Origin of the sequence: Corynebacterium sp. NML 150383, assembly GCF_002285085.1 — a bacterium.
GTDB lineage: Bacteria > Actinomycetota > Actinomycetes > Mycobacteriales > Mycobacteriaceae > Corynebacterium > Corynebacterium gottingense.
Window position 1 is genome coordinate 158647 of the sequence record NZ_NSGK01000003.1, and the last position, 19988, is coordinate 178634.

At 66.5% G+C, this 19988-nt stretch carries 16 protein-coding genes; 12 read left to right on the plus strand and 4 right to left on the minus strand.

Going from position 1 to position 19988, the window contains the following annotated elements; genetic code table 11:
• The first annotated feature begins 63 nt into the window (after positions 1–63).
• From CKJ85_RS04650 to CKJ85_RS04665, 4 genes are read left to right on the plus strand one after another with little or no spacing between them, the layout of a single operon-like run.
• Positions 64–1974, plus strand: coding sequence for an ABC transporter ATP-binding protein (locus CKJ85_RS04650; RefSeq protein WP_095275481.1), 1911 nt, complete (start codon positions 64–66; stop codon positions 1972–1974).
• Positions 1975–2028: 54 nt separating this feature from the next.
• Positions 2029–3150 (plus strand): MalY/PatB family protein, encoded by a 1122-nt coding sequence (locus tag CKJ85_RS04655; protein WP_095553663.1) that lies wholly within the window; start codon positions 2029–2031, stop codon positions 3148–3150.
• A gap of 6 nt (positions 3151–3156) precedes the next feature.
• Positions 3157–4911 carry a maltose alpha-D-glucosyltransferase gene (gene treS, locus CKJ85_RS04660; protein ID WP_095275480.1) on the plus strand — a complete coding sequence of 585 codons (1755 nt, stop codon included), beginning with the start codon at positions 3157–3159 and terminating at the stop codon, positions 4909–4911.
• A gap of 10 nt (positions 4912–4921) precedes the next feature.
• Positions 4922–6070, plus strand: a complete 1149-nt coding sequence (locus tag CKJ85_RS04665) for a phosphotransferase (RefSeq protein WP_095553583.1) — start codon at positions 4922–4924, stop codon at positions 6068–6070.
• Between the two features lie 7 nt (positions 6071–6077).
• Here the strand turns inward: CKJ85_RS04665 and efeB are convergent, their stop codons facing one another.
• From efeB to CKJ85_RS04680, 3 genes are read right to left on the minus strand one after another with little or no spacing between them, the layout of a single operon-like run.
• Positions 6078–7325 (minus strand): iron uptake transporter deferrochelatase/peroxidase subunit, encoded by a 1248-nt coding sequence (gene efeB, locus CKJ85_RS04670; RefSeq protein WP_095275478.1) that lies wholly within the window; start codon positions 7323–7325, stop codon positions 6078–6080.
• Positions 7325–8524: an EfeM/EfeO family lipoprotein gene (locus CKJ85_RS04675; protein ID WP_233126951.1), complete on the minus strand. Its 1200-nt coding sequence runs from the start codon at positions 8522–8524 to the stop codon at positions 7325–7327. Before CKJ85_RS04675 ends, efeB begins: the two co-directional genes overlap by 1 nt.
• Before the next feature lie 15 nt (positions 8525–8539).
• Positions 8540–10483: a phospholipase C gene (locus CKJ85_RS04680; protein ID WP_095553584.1), complete on the minus strand. Its 1944-nt coding sequence runs from the start codon at positions 10481–10483 to the stop codon at positions 8540–8542.
• 395 nt (positions 10484–10878) lie between these two features.
• Between CKJ85_RS04680 and brnQ the strand changes: the two genes are divergently transcribed.
• From brnQ to CKJ85_RS04720, 8 genes are all read left to right on the plus strand, one after another.
• Complete coding sequence (gene brnQ, locus CKJ85_RS04685) at positions 10879–12276, plus strand: branched-chain amino acid transport system II carrier protein (protein WP_095275476.1); 1398 nt, start codon at positions 10879–10881, stop codon at positions 12274–12276.
• A 9-nt stretch (positions 12277–12285) separates the two neighbouring features.
• Complete coding sequence (locus CKJ85_RS04690) at positions 12286–13278, plus strand: LLM class flavin-dependent oxidoreductase (protein WP_095275475.1); 993 nt, start codon at positions 12286–12288, stop codon at positions 13276–13278.
• Between the two features lie 85 nt (positions 13279–13363).
• Complete coding sequence (locus CKJ85_RS04695) at positions 13364–14125, plus strand: GntR family transcriptional regulator (protein WP_095553585.1); 762 nt, start codon at positions 13364–13366, stop codon at positions 14123–14125.
• A gap of 30 nt (positions 14126–14155) precedes the next feature.
• Entirely contained in the window at positions 14156–15631 is a 1476-nt protein-coding gene (locus CKJ85_RS04700) for an ABC transporter substrate-binding protein (protein WP_095553586.1), read from the plus strand.
• Between the two features lie 92 nt (positions 15632–15723).
• Positions 15724–16638 carry an ABC transporter permease gene (locus tag CKJ85_RS04705; protein ID WP_198947144.1) on the plus strand — a complete coding sequence of 305 codons (915 nt, stop codon included), beginning with the start codon at positions 15724–15726 and terminating at the stop codon, positions 16636–16638.
• The gene (locus CKJ85_RS04710) at positions 16638–17453 is read left to right on the plus strand and encodes an ABC transporter permease (protein ID WP_095553588.1); all 816 of its coding nucleotides are present in this window, start codon (positions 16638–16640) and stop codon (positions 17451–17453) included. The genes CKJ85_RS04705 and CKJ85_RS04710 overlap by 1 nt, the downstream gene beginning before the upstream one ends.
• A gap of 2 nt (positions 17454–17455) precedes the next feature.
• Positions 17456–18892 carry an ABC transporter ATP-binding protein gene (locus CKJ85_RS04715; RefSeq protein WP_233126952.1) on the plus strand — a complete coding sequence of 479 codons (1437 nt, stop codon included), beginning with the start codon at positions 17456–17458 and terminating at the stop codon, positions 18890–18892.
• A complete protein-coding gene (locus tag CKJ85_RS04720; protein WP_095553589.1) occupies positions 18889–19854 on the plus strand; it encodes a ribokinase in 966 nt (321 codons plus the stop codon). Before CKJ85_RS04715 ends, CKJ85_RS04720 begins: the two co-directional genes overlap by 4 nt.
• Here CKJ85_RS04720 and CKJ85_RS12100 read toward each other — a convergent pair.
• Positions 19851–19988, minus strand: a complete 138-nt coding sequence (locus tag CKJ85_RS12100; RefSeq protein WP_173783194.1) for a hypothetical protein — start codon at positions 19986–19988, stop codon at positions 19851–19853. The two genes, CKJ85_RS04720 and CKJ85_RS12100, sit on opposite strands and share 4 nt — an antisense overlap.

A 19988-nucleotide genomic window follows, 5' to 3' on the forward strand; every position in this document is an offset into this window, starting at 1 on the left:
ATGCGCCGATCAGGCGCCTTCCAATTCTTCCTCACTGTACAGCCCTAGTACCCTAACCAAATTATGCAGTCATTGTTGCGTGTCCTCCGCAGCGCCTCTGCGCTGTGGCCCTACTACCTCGCCGTCGTGATCATTTCCTCCGGTGTCGCAGCTCTGGGATTGGTCTCCCCCTTCATCATCCGGGAGGCCACCGACACCATCGTCGGATACGTCAGCGGTGGCAGCGAGGGGCCGTCGCCGGTGCGCGCTGTCGTGTGGCTGGCCATCGCGCTGTTTGCTGCCGAATCCGCTGCGGCGCTGCTGCGCAACGTCGCCGGCTACCTGGGCGACGTGATGGTGGCGCGCATCCGACAGATCATGTCCACGCGCTACTTTGCCAAGCTGCTCGCGCTGCCGCAGCGCTACTTTGACAACCAGGTCACGGGCACGATCATCGCCCGCCTGGACCGCTCGATTGCAAACGTCACCCAGTTCATCCAGTCCTTTGCCAACAGCTTCCTGCCGATGCTGTTGCAGGTCGTGGCGATCCTGGCGATCACGGCGTACTACTACTGGCCGCTCACCATCCTCCTGGCGCTGTTGTTCCCGCTCTACATGTGGCTCACGGCGCTCACGTCCACGCGGTGGCAGCGCTTCGAGCAGGAGAAAAACGCCAACATCGACGAGGGCAACGGCCGCTTCGCCGAGGTGGTCGGTCAGGTCAAGGTGACCAAGTCCTTCGTGGCGGAGGTTCGCGAGCTGGACAAGTTTGGCACCCACTACAACAACACCGTGGACATCACGCGCCCGCAGTCGCGCTGGTGGCACAGCATGGACACGGTGCGCGGCATCGCCATGACGGCGGTCTTTTTGGGCATCTACCTGATCCTGTTCGTGCGCACGCTCCACGGCGACTTCACCATCGGCGAGATGGTCATGCTCATCCAGATGGTCACCATGGCTCGCCAGCCCGCGCAGATGATGAGCTGGATCGTGGACGCCGCGCAGCGCGCCATCGCGGGCTCGCGCGATTACTTCACGGTGATGGACGAGCCGAACGAGCCCACCGCCAACCGCGAGCTCGTCGCCGCGCCCCAGTCCACCGGCGTGCCGGAGCTCACGCAGGTGACGCACGCACCGCTCGAGGTGCGCGAACCGGTCGTCGCCTTTGACGACGTCTCCTTCGCGTACAACCCGGGCGAGCCCGTCCTGGAGGGCCTGACCTTTTCCGCGCGCGAGGGCGAAAAGATCGCGCTGGTGGGCGAGTCTGGTGGCGGCAAGTCCACCATCGTCAACCTGTTGCTGGGGCTCTACCCGCTTCACGACGGCACGCTCACCATCTGCGGCCGCAACCTCGAGGACTTGAGCGTGGAGGAACTGCGCGCGTCTTCCGGCGTGGTCTTCCAGGAACCCGCGCTGTTTTCCGGCACCGTGGCGGAAAACATCGCCTACGGTAAGCCCGGCGCGACGCGCGAGGAGGTCATCGACGTGGCCAAGCGCGCGAACGCCCACGACTTCATCACCCGGTTCAAGGACGGCTACGACACCGTCATCGGCGAGCGCGGCCTGCGGCTGTCCGGCGGGCAGAAACAGCGCGTCGCCGTCGCGCGCGCCATGCTCAAGGACGCACCCATCCTGGTGCTCGACGAGGCAACCTCGGCCCTGGACACCAAGGCGGAGCGCGCCGTGCAGGCCGGCCTGGACGAGCTGATGAAGGACCGCACGACCATCATGATCGCGCACCGCCTCTCCACCATCGCCGACGTGGACACCATCATCACCCTGGACAACGGCCGGATCGATGAGATCGGCTCGCCGGCGGAGCTCGCTGCCTCCGGCGGTATTTATTCAGAGCTGCTCACGCTCACCGCGTCCTCGTCCGCCGCGGACCGGGCGCGCCTGAAGTCCTTCGGCTTCCAGCTAGACGGCGAATACGACGCCGAGGACGAGGACGCCGCGGACGCGGAGGGCGCCGCGCAGCCCCACAACGCCTGATCCCGCGCGGCGGCGTGGCGGAGGGGGCGGGTGGGCGTCGTTAAGCTTGGGGCCATGGATTTCCCCGAGCTTGAGCAACTCCGCGCACGCGGAACCCGCAAATGGACCCAGTACGACGACGATGTACTGCCGCTGTTCATCGCCGAGAGCGACTTCACCACCGCCGAGCCCGTGCGCGCGGCGATCGCCGACGCCGTCGAGCGCGAGATGTTCGGCTACACCCCCGCCCCGAGCGCGCAGCAGCTGCCTGGGCTGGTGGCCGACTTCTACGACGCGCGCTACGGCTGGCGGCCGGACCCCGCGCGCATCTTCCCCATCCCCGACGTGGTGCGCGGCGTGTTGCTATCCATCCAGCACTTCACCGAGGGCCCGGTCATCGTGCCGGTGCCCGCCTACCACCCGTTCTTGGAGGTGGCGGGGACCGCCGGACGCGTGCGCATCAACGTGCGCGCCGTGCCAGGGTTGGACCTGGACGAACTGGACGCGGCGTTTGCCCGCGGCGCGGGCTCGCTCGTGCTCACCAACCCGTACAACCCCGGCGGGTGGACCTTTACGCCCGAGCGGCTCGATGAGATCTGTGCCCTTGCCCGCCGCCACGGCGCGCGTGTGATCGTCGATGAGATCCACGCGCCGCTGGTCTACGACGGCGTCCACACGTGCGCGGCCGCGAACAATGCGGACGTGTGCATCACTATTACGGCGGCATCGAAGGCCTGGAACGTGGCGGGCCTGAAGTGCGCGCAGCTGATCTTCTCCAACGACGCCGATGTCAAGACCTGGCAGGGACTCAGCGGGGTGGCGAAAGACGGCACGGGCACCCTCGGCATCGTCGCCGCCGAGGCGTGCTACCGGGACGGGGGTGACTTCCTCGACGGTGAAATTGCGCAGCTGCGCGAGAACCGCGACTGGCTCGTGGAAACCCTTCCCCGCGAAATTCCCGGCATCGAGGTCGAGGTCCCGCAGGCCACCTACCTCATGCTCCTGGACTTCCGGAATACCAAGTTGACCACGGAAAAGCCCGCCACTTGGTTGCGCACGCACGCGAAGGTGGCCATGAACGAGGGCGTGAGCTTCGGCCCCGGTGGCCGGCACAAGACGCGCCTGAATTTTGCCACCAGCCCCGCGATCCTGCGCGAGGCAGTCGAGCGCATGGCGGGGGCAATTCGCCTACTGTAGGTGGGCATGGAGCAGACCCCGCAGGCCTCAGATTACCTACCCCCCGCACCCCCGGAACAGCCCTGGGAGCGGCCCGACCCCGAGTGGTACAAGGACGCCGTATTCTACGAAGTCCTCGTCCGCGCCTTCTACGACCCGGACGGCACGGGGTTGGGCACGCTCAAGGGGCTGGAGGAGAAGCTCGATTACCTGCAGTGGTTGGGGGTGGATTGCCTGTGGATCCCGCCGTTCTACGACTCCCCACTGCGCGACGGCGGCTACGACATCCGCGACTTCCGCAAGGTCCTGCCCGAGTTCGGCACCGTCGAAGACTTCATTTCGCTTATCGACGCCGCGCATAAACGCGGCATCCGCATCATCACGGACTTTCCCATCAACCACACCTCCGACTCCCACGCCTGGTTCCAGGCGTCCCGGCAGGACCCGGATGGGCCGTACGGCGACTATTACGTGTGGACCGACGACAACACCCAGTACGACGGCACCCGCATCATCTTCATCGACACCGAGGAATCCAACTGGACCTGGGACCCGGTGCGCAAGCAGTACTTCTGGCACCGCTTCTTCTCCCACCAGCCGGACCTGAACTACGACAACCCGGCTGTGCAGGAGGAGATCCTGGACATCATCCGCTTCTGGCTCGACCTGGGCATGGACGGCATCCGCCTCGACGCCATCCCCTACCTCTTCGAGCGCGAGGGCACCTCGTCTGAAAACCTGCCGGAGACGCACGGCTTTATCAAGCGCGTGCGCGCGCTCTTTGACGAGGAATACCCCGGCCGCTTCCTGCTCGCCGAGGCCAACCAGCTCCCCGCCGAGGTGGTGGAGTACTTCGGCGACGGCGGCACCGACGAGCACGGCAACCCCGACGGCTCCGGCGACGAGTGCCAGATGGCGTTCCACTTCCCCGTCATGCCGCGCATTTTCATGGGAATTCACCAGGAATCGGCGACGCCCATCATTGACATCCTGCGCGAAACCCCGGCGATCCCGGCGTCCGCCCAGTGGGGCATCTTCCTGCGCAACCACGACGAGCTCACCCTCGAGATGGTGTCGGAGGAAGAGCGCGACTACATGTACAAGCACTACGCATCCGACCCGCGCATGCGCGCCAACGTGGGTATCCGCCGCCGCCTCGCCCCACTGCTCGGCGGGCACCGCGACCGCTTGGAGCTCGCGCACGCCCTGCTGCTCAGCCTGCCCGGCTCCCCGTTCCTGTACTACGGCGACGAGATTGGCATGGGCGACAACATTTGGCTGCCCGACCGCGACGGCGTGCGCACGCCCATGCAGTGGTCCAACGACCGCAACGGCGGGTTTTCCAAGGCCGAACCGGAGCGGCTCTACCTGCCCCCGGTGCGCAACGACCAGTACGGCTACCACATCGTGAACGTGGAATCCCAGATGGACCGCGAGAACTCGCTGCTGCAGTGGGTGCGCACGCAGGTGCACATTCGCAAGCAGTACAAGGCGTTCGGGCGCGGCTCGTATATAGAGGTGGACCACGGCAACGAGCAGGTGCTGGCCTTCATCCGCGAGTACGACGCTTCCGCGGACGGGACCCCCGGCGGCGGGGTCGAGCGAATCCTGTGCGTGCACAACATGAGCTCGCGCCCGCAAGCGGTGGAGATGCACCTTTCGCAGTACGCCGGCGTCGTTCCCCGCGAGCTGTCCGGCGGCCTGGAGTTCCCCGCCATCGGCGAGCTGCCCTGGTTGGTCACGCTCGCGCCGCACGGCTTCTTCTGGTTCGACATCTCCTAGGGAGGGCGGCATGTTCGATCTCGCCTCGCAACGATTCTACGGCGCAAAGTCAGACACCATCGACGCGATCACCGTCGCCACCGCGCGGCCGATCGCCGTCGCTGGTTGCGGTGCCACGGCGCAGTGGCAGCTTCTCGACGTCGCACGCGGCGCCGACTCGGACACCTACCAGGTCCTCCTTGCGGAGTCGGCGAGCGGTGAGACGCAGGACATTCTGAGCACCGACTCCGGGGCCACGGCCTACGTGGCCGCGCTCCCCGAGCTCGGCGAGGTCCACGGCGACCTGATCACCGGCGCCGCTTCCCCACTGGGCGCCGAGCAGTCCAACACCAACCTCGTCGTCGGCAACACGATTGTGAAGGTGTTCCGCCACCTCGAGGACGGCCTCAACCCGGACGTCGAACTGCTCACCCGCATCGGCGACTGCCCGCACGTCGCCGCCGTGAACGCCTACGTCAACCGCGGCGAGCAGACGCTGGCGATGCAGCAGGAATTCATCCGCGGCGGCATCGACGGGTTCGTGCTCACTACCGGGGGCTCCGCCGAGGGGACGCTGCCGGAGGCCGAAGTCGCCGCGCAGGCGGTGTCGCTCGGGTGCGCGATGCGGACCGTGCACGAGGCGCTTGCCCACGCATTCGGCGTCCAGGAACGGCCGACGCGCGCGATCGCCGACACGCTCACCGCAAACCTGGATGCATACGTGCGCCGCGCACCGCTGCTCGCCGATTTCGCCCCGCGGATCCGCGCGCTCTACGCGGAGCTCGGCAACGCTGAGTCAACCGAGTCAACCGTGCCGATGCAACGGGTCCACGGCGACCTGCACCTGGGACAGACGCTCAAGACCCCCGAGCGGTGGTACCTCATCGACTTCGAGGGCGAGCCGGCGCGGCCCCTCGCGCAGCGGCGCCGCCCGGACCATCGGCTGCGTGACGTGGCCGGGATGGTGCGCTCGTACGGGTACGCCCGCGCCGTCGGCGGGTTTGACGTGGAATGGGAGCGCGACGGCGTCGAGAAGCTGCTCGCAGGGTACGGCGCCGAACGCGACGCGCTGCTCGCCGCCTACATCGTGGACAAGGCCGCCTACGAGGTGATTTACGAGGCGAACAACCGCCCGGACTGGGTGGACATCCCCCTCGACGCGATCCGCGACCTGGTGTAGGAGCGGATTAGGCCAGTAGGGCGCTGCCGAAGTAGTCGTCCTGGTCGGCGACGCCGGGCAGGGCGAAGAAGTAGCCGCCGCCGTAGGGGCGGATGTAGTCCGCGAGCGGCTCGCCCTCCAGGCGCTTCTGCACGGTGACGAACTGGCGCTCCAAGTCCTGCTGGAAGCAGACGAAGAGCAGGCCGACGTCGAGGGTGCCATTGTCGCGCACGCCGTTGTCGTAGTTGTAGGCGCGGCGCAGCATGAGCTGGTCCGCGGTCTCCGGGGTGCGCGGGTTGGCCAGGCGGATGTGTGCGTCGGTGGGGATCACGTCGCCGTTCGCGTCATCGAGGTAGTCCGGGGCGGCGTACTCGTCGCCGCCGGAGAGCGGCCCGCCGGTGGCGCGGTCGCGGCCGAAGATCTGCTCCTGCTCCGCGATGGAGATGCGGTCCCAAAACTCCGTATACATGGCGATCAGGCGCACGACCATGTAGCTGCCGCCCGCGGTCCAGTCGGGCTCGCCGTCGCCCACCCACACCAGGTCGTCGAACTGCTTCGGCGAGGGGTTGACGATGCCGTCTTTAAACCCGAGGTGGTTGCGCTGCGTGCCGGTCGGCCGGGGCTCGTTCATATAGCCGTTCTGGCGCCAGCGCACGGCAACGTCGCCGCGGGTGTGGCGCAAGATGTCGCGCAGCGCGTGGGTCACGGTGTCGTGCTGGTCGGCGCAGATCTGCAGCACCAGGTCGCCGTGGCAGAGATCGGGGTTGAGCGTGTCGTCCGCGAACGCCTCCATCGCGCGCAGGCGGGCGGGCTTGCGGTTTGCGAGCCCGAAGCGGGAGTCGAAGAGGGACTCGCCCACCGCGAGGGTGATGGACAGGTTGTCGGTGGGCAGGTCCGGGCCAAGCTCGCCCGAGTCGCTGGCGGGGAATGCGATGCCGTCGACGGCGGTCGCACCCCCGGCCGTGAGCGCGCGGGAGCGCTCGGTGATCGTGCGCAGGAGCTGCTCCAGGCGGGCGCGGTCCCCCTGCTGGATGTCCAGGGCGACGATTTCCGCGTACTTCTGCGGCTGGTTGATGATGCCCTGCTGGTGCTCGCCGTGGAATTCCAGGCGCGCCTCCGGGTTGTTCACGGTCGCGTTGTCGGAGCGCGGCGTGCCGTCGCCCCGGGGCGAGTCCGCCTGCTGCGCCTGCGTCGTCGCCTGGACCCCAAGCGCCGCCGTGGCCGTGGCGGCGCCGGCGAGGAACGTGCGTCGGTTGAAGTGGAACGGGCAAGTCACTAGTTCATCCTCCGGATCACAGTCATGGTGGCCACCGTGGCCAGCAGCTCATTCGCGCGGGCGACCTCGGCTTGTAGCCTCAGCCGGTCGTCTTGCTCCCAGTCGTCGTAGGCCGTCGGCGTGCCGCCGGCGCCGTACTTCGCGTCCATCTCGTTGGCGAGCTGCTCGAGCGCGTCCAGCTGGTCATAAATTGGGGTGGTGTCCAGGCCGCGCCCCTCCACGAGTTCGCGCACCGGGTCCATCGTCGCCCTGGTCGAGGTTACGTTTCCGCGCAGCGCCGTGGGCAGCGCGTGTGCGCCGAAGTCCCGCTCGCCGCGCATGTCAAAACGCTCGAACTCCTCCATCACCTCGTGCGTGCGCAGCCCATAATCGGGTGCCGGGATGGCAAAGTGCAAGGTCTGAAGCGCGTGCGCCGCCTTGTCGACGGCGTCGGCCAGCGCCTCCGCGGGCGCCACCGCGTCCTGCACCGGTGCCTCGGAGAAGAGCAGCTTTTCGACGTCCTCGTACCCGCCAAGTGCCGCGCCCGGCCACATCTCGGACGCGTCGTCGAAGGAGCGGTACGTCTCCAGGTATGCCAGGTAGGAGGCCTGCGCCTCGCTGCGGTTGCCGGAGCGGGTGGCGTCGACAAGCGCCTGCGCCTTGACCTGCAGCTCGGGGACGCGCTGTTTCTGCGCGGCGGCGTGGGCGGTGGAGACGGCGGCGACTTCTCGGTCTGTGATGGGCACCATCTTCGGGGCGTCCGTGATGGGGGATCCGGTGACCTGGAACGGTTCGGACTTCACCGCGGAATCACTGTGAAACACGCACGTCAGGTGGTACGTGCCGTTTTGAAGTTTGGGGGTCCAGGCGCGCTCGGCGGGGAAGCCGACGCGCTCGAGGACCTGGTAGGCGTAGCCGTCATCGTCCGATACGTAGACGGTGAGGGCCAGGCCAGAGGTGTTGTAGACATTCCAATTCGCCTGGTCCTGCACATCCCCGGGGGACGGGCAGTTGTACACGTCGCGCACGTGCAGCGTGAGCTGGTCGGGGTTGTCACTCGGTGCGGGCTGCGCGGAAGGCTGGCCCTGCGATTGCGACGAGGAGCCACTCGAGCCTTCCGTGCCACTCGAGCTTGAGATTCCTGGGATGTGCACGATGCCGACGATGACTGCGATGAGTGCAGCCAGCGCCGCCAGAGCGTATTGGATGTTTTCCTGCATTACTGAGCGCCTGCCTTAGAACGGGAGCTTGATGGAGTCCTTGATGTTCGCGGGCAGCCCCGGCATGCCGTTCATGACCCAAGCGCCGATGCCACCCAGGACAGCAAGGACGGCAACGACCGCGGCGATGATGCCGCCGGTGGAGGATCCGTCCTGCTCGCCGGCGGGATCATCCTTGCCCGGCTGCTGCGCACCCGGCTTCGCGTCGCGGTTGACCATCTTGGCCACCTCGGCGACACCGTTCTCGGTGACCAGCGGGTTGTTCATGCCTTCTGCGACCGGCTTGAGGTTAGAGATCTCGCGGGAGGTGTTGTCCACCTTCTCAATCGAGGCGTAATCCTTGGCCACGGTGCCGTCGGTCTCATTGAGGAACAGCTTCGGCGCCTTCTCACCGTCGAAGTCGAACATGTTGTTCAGCTCGCCGGCGCGCTCGTCGAAAGCGATGCCTCCCAGTCGGCCCAGCCCCCAGTTGTCCTGGATGAACTTAGTGATGGAGGTCTGCTCGGTGTAGGTGGAGTCGACAAAGTTGGTCTTTGCGTACGGGGAGACGATCAGCAGCGGCTGACGGGTACCCGGGCCGCACTGGCCGTGCTTGTCGCCCGCGACGCCGACCTTCTTGGCTGCAGCGGTGCAGATCTCCGCGTCCTGGTGCGGATCGTTGGAGCCGTTGAGGATCGTCGGTGCCTGGTGGTCGTACCAGCCGTCGGAGTCGTCGTAGGCGATGACGACCGCGGTGGAGTCCCACTCCGGCGAGTTCTGCAGCTCGTTGATGTAGTGGGTAATGAAGGCCTGCTCGTCGTACGGGTTGGAGTAACCGGCGTGGCCGTCCTGGTAGTTCGCGGCCTTGAGGAAGGAAACGGCCGGCAGGTTGCCCTGCTCGATGACCTTGTCAAAGTCGGTCAGGTCGTACTGATGGTTCGCGCGGTCGGTCTTACCAATCATCTCGTCGCTGGACGGCGCGAAGTGGTGCGGGTTCGCGGTGGATGCGTAGTACTGGAACGGCTGGTGGTGCGGGTTGTAGTCCGTCTTATCCTGGCCGGTCAGCGTCTTGTGCGCGGCGCCGCAGCGTGCACGGGAGGAATCGGTTGCCTCTTCGGTCGGGCGGAATCCGCCCTGGAACCAGCCCCAGGTGACGTCCTTCTCGTTGAGCTGGTCACCGATGTTCTTGGAGTGCATCGCGGTGACCTGGTTGGTACCCGCGGAGGAGGAGTTGGAGCAGTCGTCGAACAGCGGGTCCGGGTCGCCAACGACGGTCGCGGTCTTGCCGTCCTCGGAGACGCCGGCGAGGGCGTGGTTCTGGCCGTCGACGATCTTCTGCTGCTCGCCGGTCGCCGGGTCGTGCATGGTGGCGTCGGCCACGGTGCCGGAAATCAGGTTGAGCGCACCCGGGGTGGACGGGCCGAAGATGGTGGAGAACGAGTTGTCGTTCATGGCGAAGTTCTGCGCGTAGTTCCACAGGCCGGTGACGGTGTTGCCGTCGTAGTAGCCCATGGTCGTGCCGACAGTGGCGAAGGAGCCCTCGCCGTACTTGTCCACATCGGTGGACACGGTCTCTGCGAACTTGTCCATCTTGCCGCCGTTGTAGGCCTTCTGCTCGTCACCGTAGTGGTGGTTCTGGTCCGTAGTCACGGCCTGGCCCGGAGTGAGGCGGAACGGCTTCGTGGAGTTCGGGTTCTTCTCGCCGAGCAGGTCGTTGTTTTCCAGGTTGTTGACCTTCGGGGTGTCCTTCTTGGCGGTGAACTTCGGGGCGTCGTTGCCCGAGCCCTGCATTTTCTCGCCGTCGAGGTTTGCGGCGTTGGGGTAGGTGCCGAAGTAGTGATCGAAGGAGATGTTCTCCGAGTAAATGACCACGACGTGCTCGATCGGGGTCTTAGTGTCGGCCTGGGCCACACCCGGGACGATTACAGTGGTCGCGGCGACTGCGGCGCACGCGGCGATAGCGCGGTGACGAAGCTTCATGGCGAAGTCCAATCTTGAAGTAAGTGGATACTGCGGTAACAACGAAAGCTGCGGCACCCCTGCGCGAGGACCGTATCCTTTCAGCACCTATTTAAATTCCCACCAGGTCACTTTGCAAAGCCTGTCAATCCATCCATTTCCCGCGCGTTCAAGCCTGTGAGCTGGAACAACAGTGAAATTCTCGCCCGATCACACCTACTGTTGACGCAAAATTCACCAACAGTTTGCCTAACTTTCCACTTTCTCGCTCCGCTCGCGCCGATCGCTTATCGACGCAAACCCGCTGGCAAATTAGTTACGTTCCCCAAATTTTCCACTATTTGGGACAAATTTTCCCAAAAATGGAATCTTCGATGTACGCTGAAAACCACCCAACACCCACAAGGAGGGTTTCAATGAGTTCCACAGCAACGTCCGCCGGCGCCTCGGGCAGCACCGGCGGCCAGACGAAAACGATCGTCATCACCGCGCTTGCACTGTTTTCCATGTTTTTCGGTGCTGGCAACCTGATTTTCCCGCCGATGCTGGCCGTCTCGGCTGGCGACAACTTCTGGCCCGCCATTCTCGGCTTCCTGGGCACCGGCGCACTCCTGCCAGTGCTCGCGGTGATCGCGATCGCCATGTCCGGAGCAAACGTTCGCGACCTTGCGCAGCGCGCCGGTTCCGTCTTCGGCCTCGTCTTCCCGGTGCTCGCTTACCTGTCTATCGGCGCCTTCTACGCGTTGCCCCGCACCGGCGCCGTGTCCATGGAAACGGCGATCACGCCGCTGTTTGGGTGGGACGGGTTGTTCGCCTCCGGCGTCTTTAACGTGATCTTCTTCGGAGTCTCCCTGGCGCTGGCGTGGAACCCCACCCGCATTATGGAAACCCTGGGCAAATTCCTCGTGCCTGCCCTGGTGGTCCTGCTGATCATCATGATCTCCGTGTCCATTGTCAAGTGGGACGCGGAGCCTTCCGCCCCGAGTGAGACCTACGCCGACGGCCCGTTCACCTCCGGCCTGCTCGAGGGCTACCTCACCATGGACTCCATCGCCGCGTTGGCGTTCTCGATCGTGGTCATCTCCACGCTGCAGTTCAAAGGGTTCAAGGAGGGCAAGGAAATTGTCCGCGGCACGATCCTCGCCGGCGTTGGCGCGGGCATCATGCTGGGCGCCATCTACCTCGGCCTGGGCACCATCGGCCGCGTCATCCCTAACCCCACCCAGTACGACAACGGCGCGGGCCTGCTTGCAGACGCTTCCAACCTGACCATGGGCATGGCGGGCCAGATCATCTTCGCGCTGATCGTCCTGCTCGCATGCTTGACCACGTCGGTCGGTCTGATCACCGCGACCGCCGAGTACTTCTCCTCGCAGTTCCCGGGCTCCTACAAGATCTGGGCCGTCGTATTCACCGTTACGTCGATGGTCATCGCAACGCAGGGCCTCGACTTCGTCATGACGATTGCGGCCCCGGTCATCGGCTTCTTGTACCCGCCCGCCATCTCCCTGATCTTGGTAACGCTGGTCGAGCCGGCGTTTGCCAAGCGCACCCGTTTTACCTGGGCGTTCTTCCTGCCCATCTGGGTCGCTGTGATCTACTCGGCGATCGAGACCTGCATTTCCCAGGGGTGGGGCGCGGACGCGCTCACGCCGCTGGTGTCCTGGCTGCCGCTGCACGCCGAGGGACTGGGGTGGATCGTCCCGGTTGTCATCGCCTTCCTCATCGGCCTGGCCATCGACTGGGCACACCCCAAGACGCCGATGGCGGTGGGCACCAACGAGACCGTCGACGGTGACGTAGTCACCGCGTAGTGTGGGGGCATGAATACGCGTGCCCCACTGTCACTCATTGATTTTTGCACCCGCTACCCCGACGAATCCGTCGGCGAGGCCATGGAGCGCTCCGTAGCCTTCGCCCAGCACGCGGAGTCGTTGGGGTATTCGCGTATCTGGTACTCCGAGCACCACAACATGAGCTCGATTGTCTCCTCCTCGCCCGCAGTGCTCATCGCCCACATTGGCGCGAAGACTGAGCGCATCCGCCTGGGGTCCGGCGGCGTGATGCTGCCCAACCACTCCCCCTACGTCATCGCCGAGCAGTTCGGCATGCTCGAGGAACTCTACCCCGGCCGCATTGATTTGGGCTTGGGCCGCGCCCCCGGCACCGACCAGCAAACCCTGGGCCGCGCGTTGCGACGCGACCCCCGCGCCGCCGAAAATTTCCCGCAGGATGTCCTCGAGCTCCAGGCATGGCTGTCCAACGAGTCGCCGCTCCCGGGCGTAACCGCCGTCCCCGGCTTCAACACCAACGTGCCGCTGATCATCCTCGGCTCGTCCATGTTCGGCGCGTCCCTGGCCGCCAAGCTGGGCCTGCCCTACGCGTTCGCGTCCCACTTCGCGCCGCAACACCTGGAGCAGGCCACCGCCTACTACCGCGAAAACTACGAACCCTCCGAGCGCTACCCCGAGCCGTACTGTGTGGCCGCTGTCAACGTCACCGCCGCGGAGACCGAGGAGGACGCGGAGCGGCAGACCGGGCTGGTACACCGCAACCGCGTGCGCGCGATGTTGGGCCGAAGGGGCCAGGTGCTTGACGACGCCCAACTGGACGCCGTCGTCGACTCCTACCAGGGCCGGCAGATCATTGACATGCTGCGGTACACCGCACAGGGCACCGGCGAGCAGGTCGTCGAGTACCTCGACTGGTTTGCACAGCACGCGGGCGCGGACGAGCTCATGATTTCGTTGCAGGCACCCAGCCACGAGGAAGTACTCGCCTCCATGGACATCCTCGCAAGCCACTGGAAACATTAATTCGCCGATGCGTGAACACTCAGGATCCTGGTATAGGGTCTAGCCGAGTTCATACTTTTAGGCGCGCTATAGCTGGGAGAGTGTCATGTCCGTTTCGCCGCTTCGGCCCCCGCAACAACACGAGGAAATCGCGGCGCACCTGCGCGATGAAATCTTCACGGGCCGGATCCCCGCGGGCGAACCACTCCCCTCTGAGGCGGACCTGTGCGAGCAGTTCAATTCGTCCCGCGGCCCCGTCCGCCAGGCGATGGCGACCCTGCGTGCCGAGGGACTCATCTCCTCTGGCCGCGGTCGGCGCTCGCTCGTGCTCTCCAACATTCGCACCGAGTCGTTCGAAGAGATCCTGTCCAACACGGCCTGGATTGTGAACCTGGGGAAGGCCCCCGGCCAGGTCCTGGAGCACTACGGCCTCGCCCCGCTGCCCGAGCACGCGGCGGACGTGCTGCGCGTCCCCGGCCGCGAGGAGGCGGTGACCGTGCAGCGCACCCGCACCGCCGACGGCGCCCCGCTGGTGATCGAGTCTCTCTACTTCCACCCCAGTGTGACCAACGCCCTTGACGGGGTTGATCCAGAGCACGATTCCATTCACCGCCGCCTCGTGAGTAGTGGGATCGACTTCAACAACCTGTCCCGCGCGCTGACGGTCCACGCCGCGACCGACAACGAGGCGGACGCGCTCGACATCGCCCCAGGTACACCGGTGATTCAGGTGGAGATGCGCGTCTTCGACCACTCAGGCAGGCCCGTCGAGCTCGCGGTGCAAACCTACCGCGCCGACATGATCACCATCGGGCTGAACAATGTGCGGGGGCACTCTTCCCCCCTGTGGTTTGAAATCGATTCGTAGTCGCCGCGTGGACCCCGTTACACTCTGCCCATGGCTTCCACAGCTGGTTCCCACCTTCCCCGGCTCGCCGGGGCGCTTGCCGCGTCCTGCGCGCTACTGACCACCGCCGCGTGCGGCAGCGGAGGAGACACGGACGCGGCCTCCGAGCATGCCCGCGGAGAAGTCGTCGTCGCCACGCAAGCGGCACCCGCCAGCCTGGATTTCACCACCACCGGCGGCGCGGCCGTCCCCCAGGCGATGATGGGCAACGTCTACGAAACCCTGGTCCGGATCGACGAATCGGGTAAACCGCAGCCGTTCCTCGCCACCAGCTGGGAGGAAAGCACCGACGGCACCGAATACACCTTCCACCTGCGCGACGACGTCGCATTTGCCGACGGCACCCCCTTCGACGCCGACACCGCCGCGTTTTCCATCAACTACGTCAAAGACCAGTGGACGAACGGCCTGAAGAGCCAGATGGCGCCGGTGCGGGAAGCGGTGAGCGTCGATAAGCACACGCTCCGCGTCACGCTCGACTCCCCGAGCCCGGACTGGTTATGGTCCATGGGCACGCTGACCGGCGCGATGATGGCGCCGGCGAGCGTGGACCGGCTCGCCACGGATCCGCTCGGGACCGGCCCATACGTAGTGGACAACTTCCGCGTCGGCGAAGCCATCGAATTCAGTGCGCGCGAGGACTACTGGGGCGAGCCCGCCGAGCACGACGCCAAAATCCGCTACTTCGATGATTCGATTGCCGCCGTCAACGCGCTGCGCACTGGCGACGCCGACGTGGTGTGGGCGATGCAGGCGCCGCAGCTCATCGACGCGCTCCCCGACGACATCACGGTGGACATCGGCACCACCAACGGCGAGGTCCTGTTTTCCATGAATAATAATCGCGCTCCGTTTGATGACCCCGACGTCCGCCGCGCTGCTGCCTTCGCCATCGACCGCGAGGCGGTGAATAGCGTCGTGTACAACGGACTCGCCACCGACACCGGCGGCGCACCCGTGCCGCCGACCGACCCCTGGTATACGGGCGAGAATTACTACCCCTACGATCCGGAGCGCGCGCGAGAGCTTCTCGGCGGGCGCGCTCCGGAAATCACCATCACTGTGCCGAACCTGCCGTACGCGCAAACGGCCAGCGAACTTATCTACTCCCAGCTCACCGACGTCGGATTCCGCGTTCACCTTGAAACGGTCGAGTTCCCCGCGGTCTGGCTCGCAGACGTGCTCAAGGGGCACGACTACCAGGCGTCCTTGGTCGCGCACGTGGAACCGCGTGACCTGGGTGTGCTGTTTGGCGACCCCGACTATTACCTCGGCTACGACTCCGAGGCAGCGCGCGCCGCGCTCGGCAGCGGTGACCGCGTGCGCGCCGTGGACACGATCATGGCGGACGCCGGCGCGCTCACCCTGGTCAACGCCCCAAACGTCGTCCTCTACGCCCCGGGCGTGCACGGCCTGAACCCCAACGTCGTCACCGACTCGCTACCGTTAAAGGAGGTTGAACGGTGAGCACGCTCCTCTCGCGCGAGCACCGTGCGGTCAGCACCGGCAGAGCCAGGAATGGCGCTTCCGCGTTCGCGGCGCGCCTCGGCCGTGCGCTCCTGCGCTTTGTCCTATTACTCTTCGCCGCGAGCGTCATCATCTTCGTGTTGCTCCGCGCCGTCCCCGGCGACCCGGCGCGCGTCGCCCTCGGCGTGAGCGCAACCGACGAGGCGGTCGCGGAGCTCTCCCACCGGCTGGGCACCGACCGTCCGCTCGTGGACCAGTACCTGGACTGGGTAGGTGGAATGCTCACCGGAAACTTCGGCATCTCCATGGCCAGCGGCACTGAGCTCGCCCCCGTCGTGGCGGAGCGCGCAGGCGCGTCGCTCACGCTGACCGTCATCGCGATGGTGTGCTCGCTGGCCATCGCGGTGCCGGCGGGCACCTACCTGGCGCGCCGCCGCGGCCACGCCGACGCCGCGCTCATCAACGCGCTGACCCAGGTCGGCATCGTGGTCCCCTCATTCCTGGTGGGCATCCTCGCCGTCGCGTGCTTCTCCGTCCGACTGGGTTGGCTTCCCGCGAACGGGTGGGGCACGCCGTCGCACATCGTGCTGCCGGTGTTCGCGCTGACGTTGGTGCAGGCATCGATCCTCACCCGCTACGTGCGCGCCGCGATTTCGGAGGAGCTCACGAAAGACTATGTGCGCACGGCAAGGGCGAGCGGGGCGTCGGTAAGCACTGCCCTGGCTCGCCACGCGCTACGCAACGCCGCGCTGCCGGTACTGACGGTGACGGGCGTGCAACTGTCCACCCTCATCGTTGGCGCTGTGGTGATTGAGCGCGTGTTTGCGGTGCCTGGCCTCGGGAGCATGCTTATCGACGCCGTGTCGACCCGCGATCTCACCGCGGTCCAAACGGTGATGATGTGCATCGTCGCGTTTACGCTCGCGGTCAACCTCGCGGTGGACGTCAGCTACGCCGCGATCGATCCGCGAACAAGACAAGCTGGGCGGCCGGGGAGGTTCGCATAATGGTGACAACGCGTAAACGCTTCGGAGCGGGGCGCACCTTCGGGCTCGTGCTCGTCGCAGTGGCAGTGCTCGCCGCACTGCTCTCCCTGGTATGGACTCCGTACGACCCGCTACACGCCGACCCTGCCGCTCGCCTGGTCGGCTCCAGCTGGCAGCACTGGATGGGGACCGACGAGCTCGGCCGCGACATTCTGTCTCGCATCATGGACGGCGCACGCCTCACGCTTGCGGTCTCGCTTGCCGCCGTCGCCGGTTCCGCCCTGGTCGGTGTTCCACTGGGCGTCCTCGCCGGAATGCGTGGCGCAGCAGGCCGCGGCGGCGGCGTGGTCATGGCGGGCGCGGACCTGCTGCTGGCGTTCCCCGCGCTGCTGCTGGCCATCGTCTTTACCGCCGTGTTCGGTGCGTCGATGTGGGTGGTCATCCTCGCTGTCGGCATTGCCGGCGTGCCCGGATTCATCCGCGTCGCCAGGGTCGGCACTATGCAGATCATGCACCAGGATTACGTGCTCGCCGCACGCATCTCTGGCGTTGCTGGGTGGCGCATCGCGCTGCGGCACGTCCTCCCCAACATCGCACCCATTATTACGGTGCAGCTGTCAGTTGCGTTCGCGCTCGCAATCCTCGCGGAGGCGGGGCTCTCCTTCCTCGGCCTGGGTACCCCGGCGCCGTACGCGTCGTGGGGGCGCATGCTGCAGGCGTCGCAGCCGTTCTTGGCCACGTCCCCGCACCTAGCGCTGTGGCCCGGGTTGGCCATCGCGCTGACCGTGCTCGGGTTTAACCTGCTCGGCACCGGAACCGAACGGAGGGCACAGTGATTTTGGCGAATAGCACCGCAGACGGCTCGTCGGCACCGTTCATCACCGTCGACGGGCTGACCATCCCCGGCGTCCTCGACCACGTCAGTTTTACCCTCGAACGCGGCGAGCGGGTCGGCATCATTGGTGAATCCGGCTCGGGCAAGTCGCTCACCGCCTTGTCCATCATGGGACTCGCCGACCAGCCTGGACTTCCGCCGGCCTCAGGCTCGGTCACCGTCGACGGCATCGAGATGGTGGGGACCCGCGACAGGACCCGCCGAAAGGTACGCGGGCAACGCGTCGCCATGGTGTTCCAAGAACCGATGACGGCGCTGGATCCCCTGACCAGGATTGGGCGGCTCGTCCCCCGCGACCTGTTGCGCCAGGTCGGCGTGGATCGCCCGGACGCGTACCCACACCAGTTGTCGGGCGGACAGCGCCAGCGCGTCCTCATTGCGCTCGCCCTCTCGCAGGACCCCGACGTGCTCATCTGCGACGAGCCGACCACCGCGCTCGATGCAACGACGCAAACGGAGGTCCTCGACCTCATCGACTCGCTCGTCACCGAGCGAGGCATGGGGCTGCTGTTCATCTCCCACGACCTCGCGGTCGTGCACCATATGACTGACCGCACCCTTGTCTTCCACCGCGGGCGCATCGAGGAATCCGACGGGGAGTACGCCCGGTCGCTCGCACGCGCCGCGCAGCCGGGCCCGCCCGCGGCAGATCCGCATACGCACGACCGTGAGCTGCGCCAACCCGTGGTCGAGCTTGCCGACGTCACACTGACCCGCGGGGCAACGCGGGCACTCGACCGTGTCAGCCTCACCGTGCGTGAGGGCGACCGCGTGGCCATCGTCGGCGGGTCCGGCTCCGGCAAGACCACGCTCCTGCACGTCATCGCGGGGCTTTTGGCCCCGGATTCCGGTGAGGTGAGTGTTTCCAAGCGATTGCACATGGTGTTCCAGGACCCGTACTCGTCGCTGGACCCCCGCATGCGCGTGCGCGATTCCATCCGCGAGGCCGGCGTCGACGCCGAGCGCGCCGACGCGATGCTTGAGGCCGTCGAGCTCGGTGGGACGGGATCGCGGCTGCCGAGCGAGTTTTCCGGCGGGCAGCGCCAGCGCATCTCAATCGCCCGCGCCGCAGCGCCGCGCCCCGGGCTCTTGCTTGCCGACGAGCCCGTCTCCGCCCTCGACGCATCCGTGCAGCACCAGGTGCTCGACCTGCTTCGCTCCACCGTCGGCGACGGCACGCTCATCTTTGTCACCCACGACTTACAAGTTGCCCGCGAGCTGTGCCCACGGCTGGCGGTCATGCACCGCGGGCGCATCGTCGAGCACGGCGCGACCGAAAAAATCTGGGCCGACCCGCAGCACGAGTACACCCACCAGCTCCTCGACGCGATCATCCCTTACGAGACCCCGACCGATCTTCCGTACGATGAGGACCTATGAGCCAACACAGCGCACCCCGTCCCGCCGCAACGAGCAACACAGCGAACACCACAGCCACAGCCGACATTGTTGTCGTCGGCTCCGTCAACGCTGACCTGACCGTGAACGTGCCGCGGCACCCCGCACCCGGAGAGACGCTGCTGGGCAGCGGCGGTGGTATCACCGCCGGTGGCAAGGGCGCGAACCAGGCGTGCGCGGCGGCCAAGCTTGGAGGGCGCGTGGCGCTCGTCGGCGCCGTCGGACGCGACGCGAACGCCGCGCCAGCGACCGCGCTCATGCGCGAAGCTGGAGTGGACCTCGACCACCTCGAGGACGTCGACGACGTCACCGGGCTCGCCGTGATTACCGTCGCCGCCGACGGCGAAAACACCGTCCTGGTCATCCCCGGCGCAAACGCTTTGGTCGACGCAACGTTCGTGCGCGCGCACCGTGCCCCCATCGAACAGGCGCCACTGGTCTTGCTGCAGGGCGAAATCCCGGCGGACGGGTTCGCCGAGGCCGTTAAGCTGGCTCACGGGCGGGTGGTGATTAACCTTGCGCCCGTTGTCGACGTGCCGCGCGACGCGCTGCTCGCGGCCGATCCGCTGCTTGCCAACGAACACGAGGCCGGCTTGATCCTGGCGCAGCTTGGCCTCGACGGCTCGGGAACCCCGCCCGAACTGGCGCAACGCTTGCTCGACGCGGGGGTTGCGTCCGTCGTGCTCACGCTTGGTGCGGCGGGCGCGCTCGTCGCCGACGCTGACGGCCTGCGCGACATTGCGAGCCCGCGCGTGACGGCGGTAGATACTGTCGGCGCCGGGGACTCGTTCGCGGGCGCCCTGTGCTTCCGGCTCGTCGCCGGCGACTCGCTGGATGACGCGGCCGCCTACGCGGCGCGCGTCGGCGCGTTTTCGGTTCAGCGCCCCGGTGCCCAGCCGTCGTACCCAAACTCCGGTGACGAGCTGCCGGGGGCTGCGCGCTAGTCGCGGATGCGGGGCACCAGAGACCAACTCAGCAGGTGCTCCTCAACCCGCTCAAACACGGCCGTGAGGTCATCAAATTCGTGCGCCTCGGCGGGACTCAACTGCACTTGCTCGCGGGGAACCGGTCGTTGCAT

What these genes read in the sequence shown, in the direction of transcription:
- CKJ85_RS04720 (WP_095553589.1), top strand. Translation starts at nt 18,889, where the DNA reads ATGAGCCAACACAGCGCACCCCGTCCCGCCGCAACGAGCAACACAGCG.
- treS (WP_095275480.1), top strand. Translation starts at nt 3,157, where the DNA reads ATGGAGCAGACCCCGCAGGCCTCAGATTACCTACCCCCCGCACCCCCG.
- CKJ85_RS04665 (WP_095553583.1), top strand. Translation starts at nt 4,922, where the DNA reads ATGTTCGATCTCGCCTCGCAACGATTCTACGGCGCAAAGTCAGACACC.
- CKJ85_RS04695 (WP_095553585.1), top strand. Translation starts at nt 13,364, where the DNA reads ATGTCCGTTTCGCCGCTTCGGCCCCCGCAACAACACGAGGAAATCGCG.
- CKJ85_RS04690 (WP_095275475.1), top strand. Translation starts at nt 12,286, where the DNA reads ATGAATACGCGTGCCCCACTGTCACTCATTGATTTTTGCACCCGCTAC.
- CKJ85_RS04700 (WP_095553586.1), top strand. Translation starts at nt 14,156, where the DNA reads ATGGCTTCCACAGCTGGTTCCCACCTTCCCCGGCTCGCCGGGGCGCTT.
- CKJ85_RS04710 (WP_095553588.1), top strand. Translation starts at nt 16,638, where the DNA reads ATGGTGACAACGCGTAAACGCTTCGGAGCGGGGCGCACCTTCGGGCTC.
- brnQ (WP_095275476.1), top strand. Translation starts at nt 10,879, where the DNA reads ATGAGTTCCACAGCAACGTCCGCCGGCGCCTCGGGCAGCACCGGCGGC.
- CKJ85_RS12100 (WP_173783194.1), bottom strand. Translation starts at nt 19,988, where the DNA reads ATGCAACGACCGGTTCCCCGCGAGCAAGTGCAGTTGAGTCCCGCCGAG.
- CKJ85_RS04655 (WP_095553663.1), top strand. Translation starts at nt 2,029, where the DNA reads ATGGATTTCCCCGAGCTTGAGCAACTCCGCGCACGCGGAACCCGCAAA.
- CKJ85_RS04680 (WP_095553584.1), bottom strand. Translation starts at nt 10,483, where the DNA reads ATGAAGCTTCGTCACCGCGCTATCGCCGCGTGCGCCGCAGTCGCCGCG.
- CKJ85_RS04650 (WP_095275481.1), top strand. Translation starts at nt 64, where the DNA reads ATGCAGTCATTGTTGCGTGTCCTCCGCAGCGCCTCTGCGCTGTGGCCC.
- CKJ85_RS04675 (WP_233126951.1), bottom strand. Translation starts at nt 8,524, where the DNA reads ATGCAGGAAAACATCCAATACGCTCTGGCGGCGCTGGCTGCACTCATC.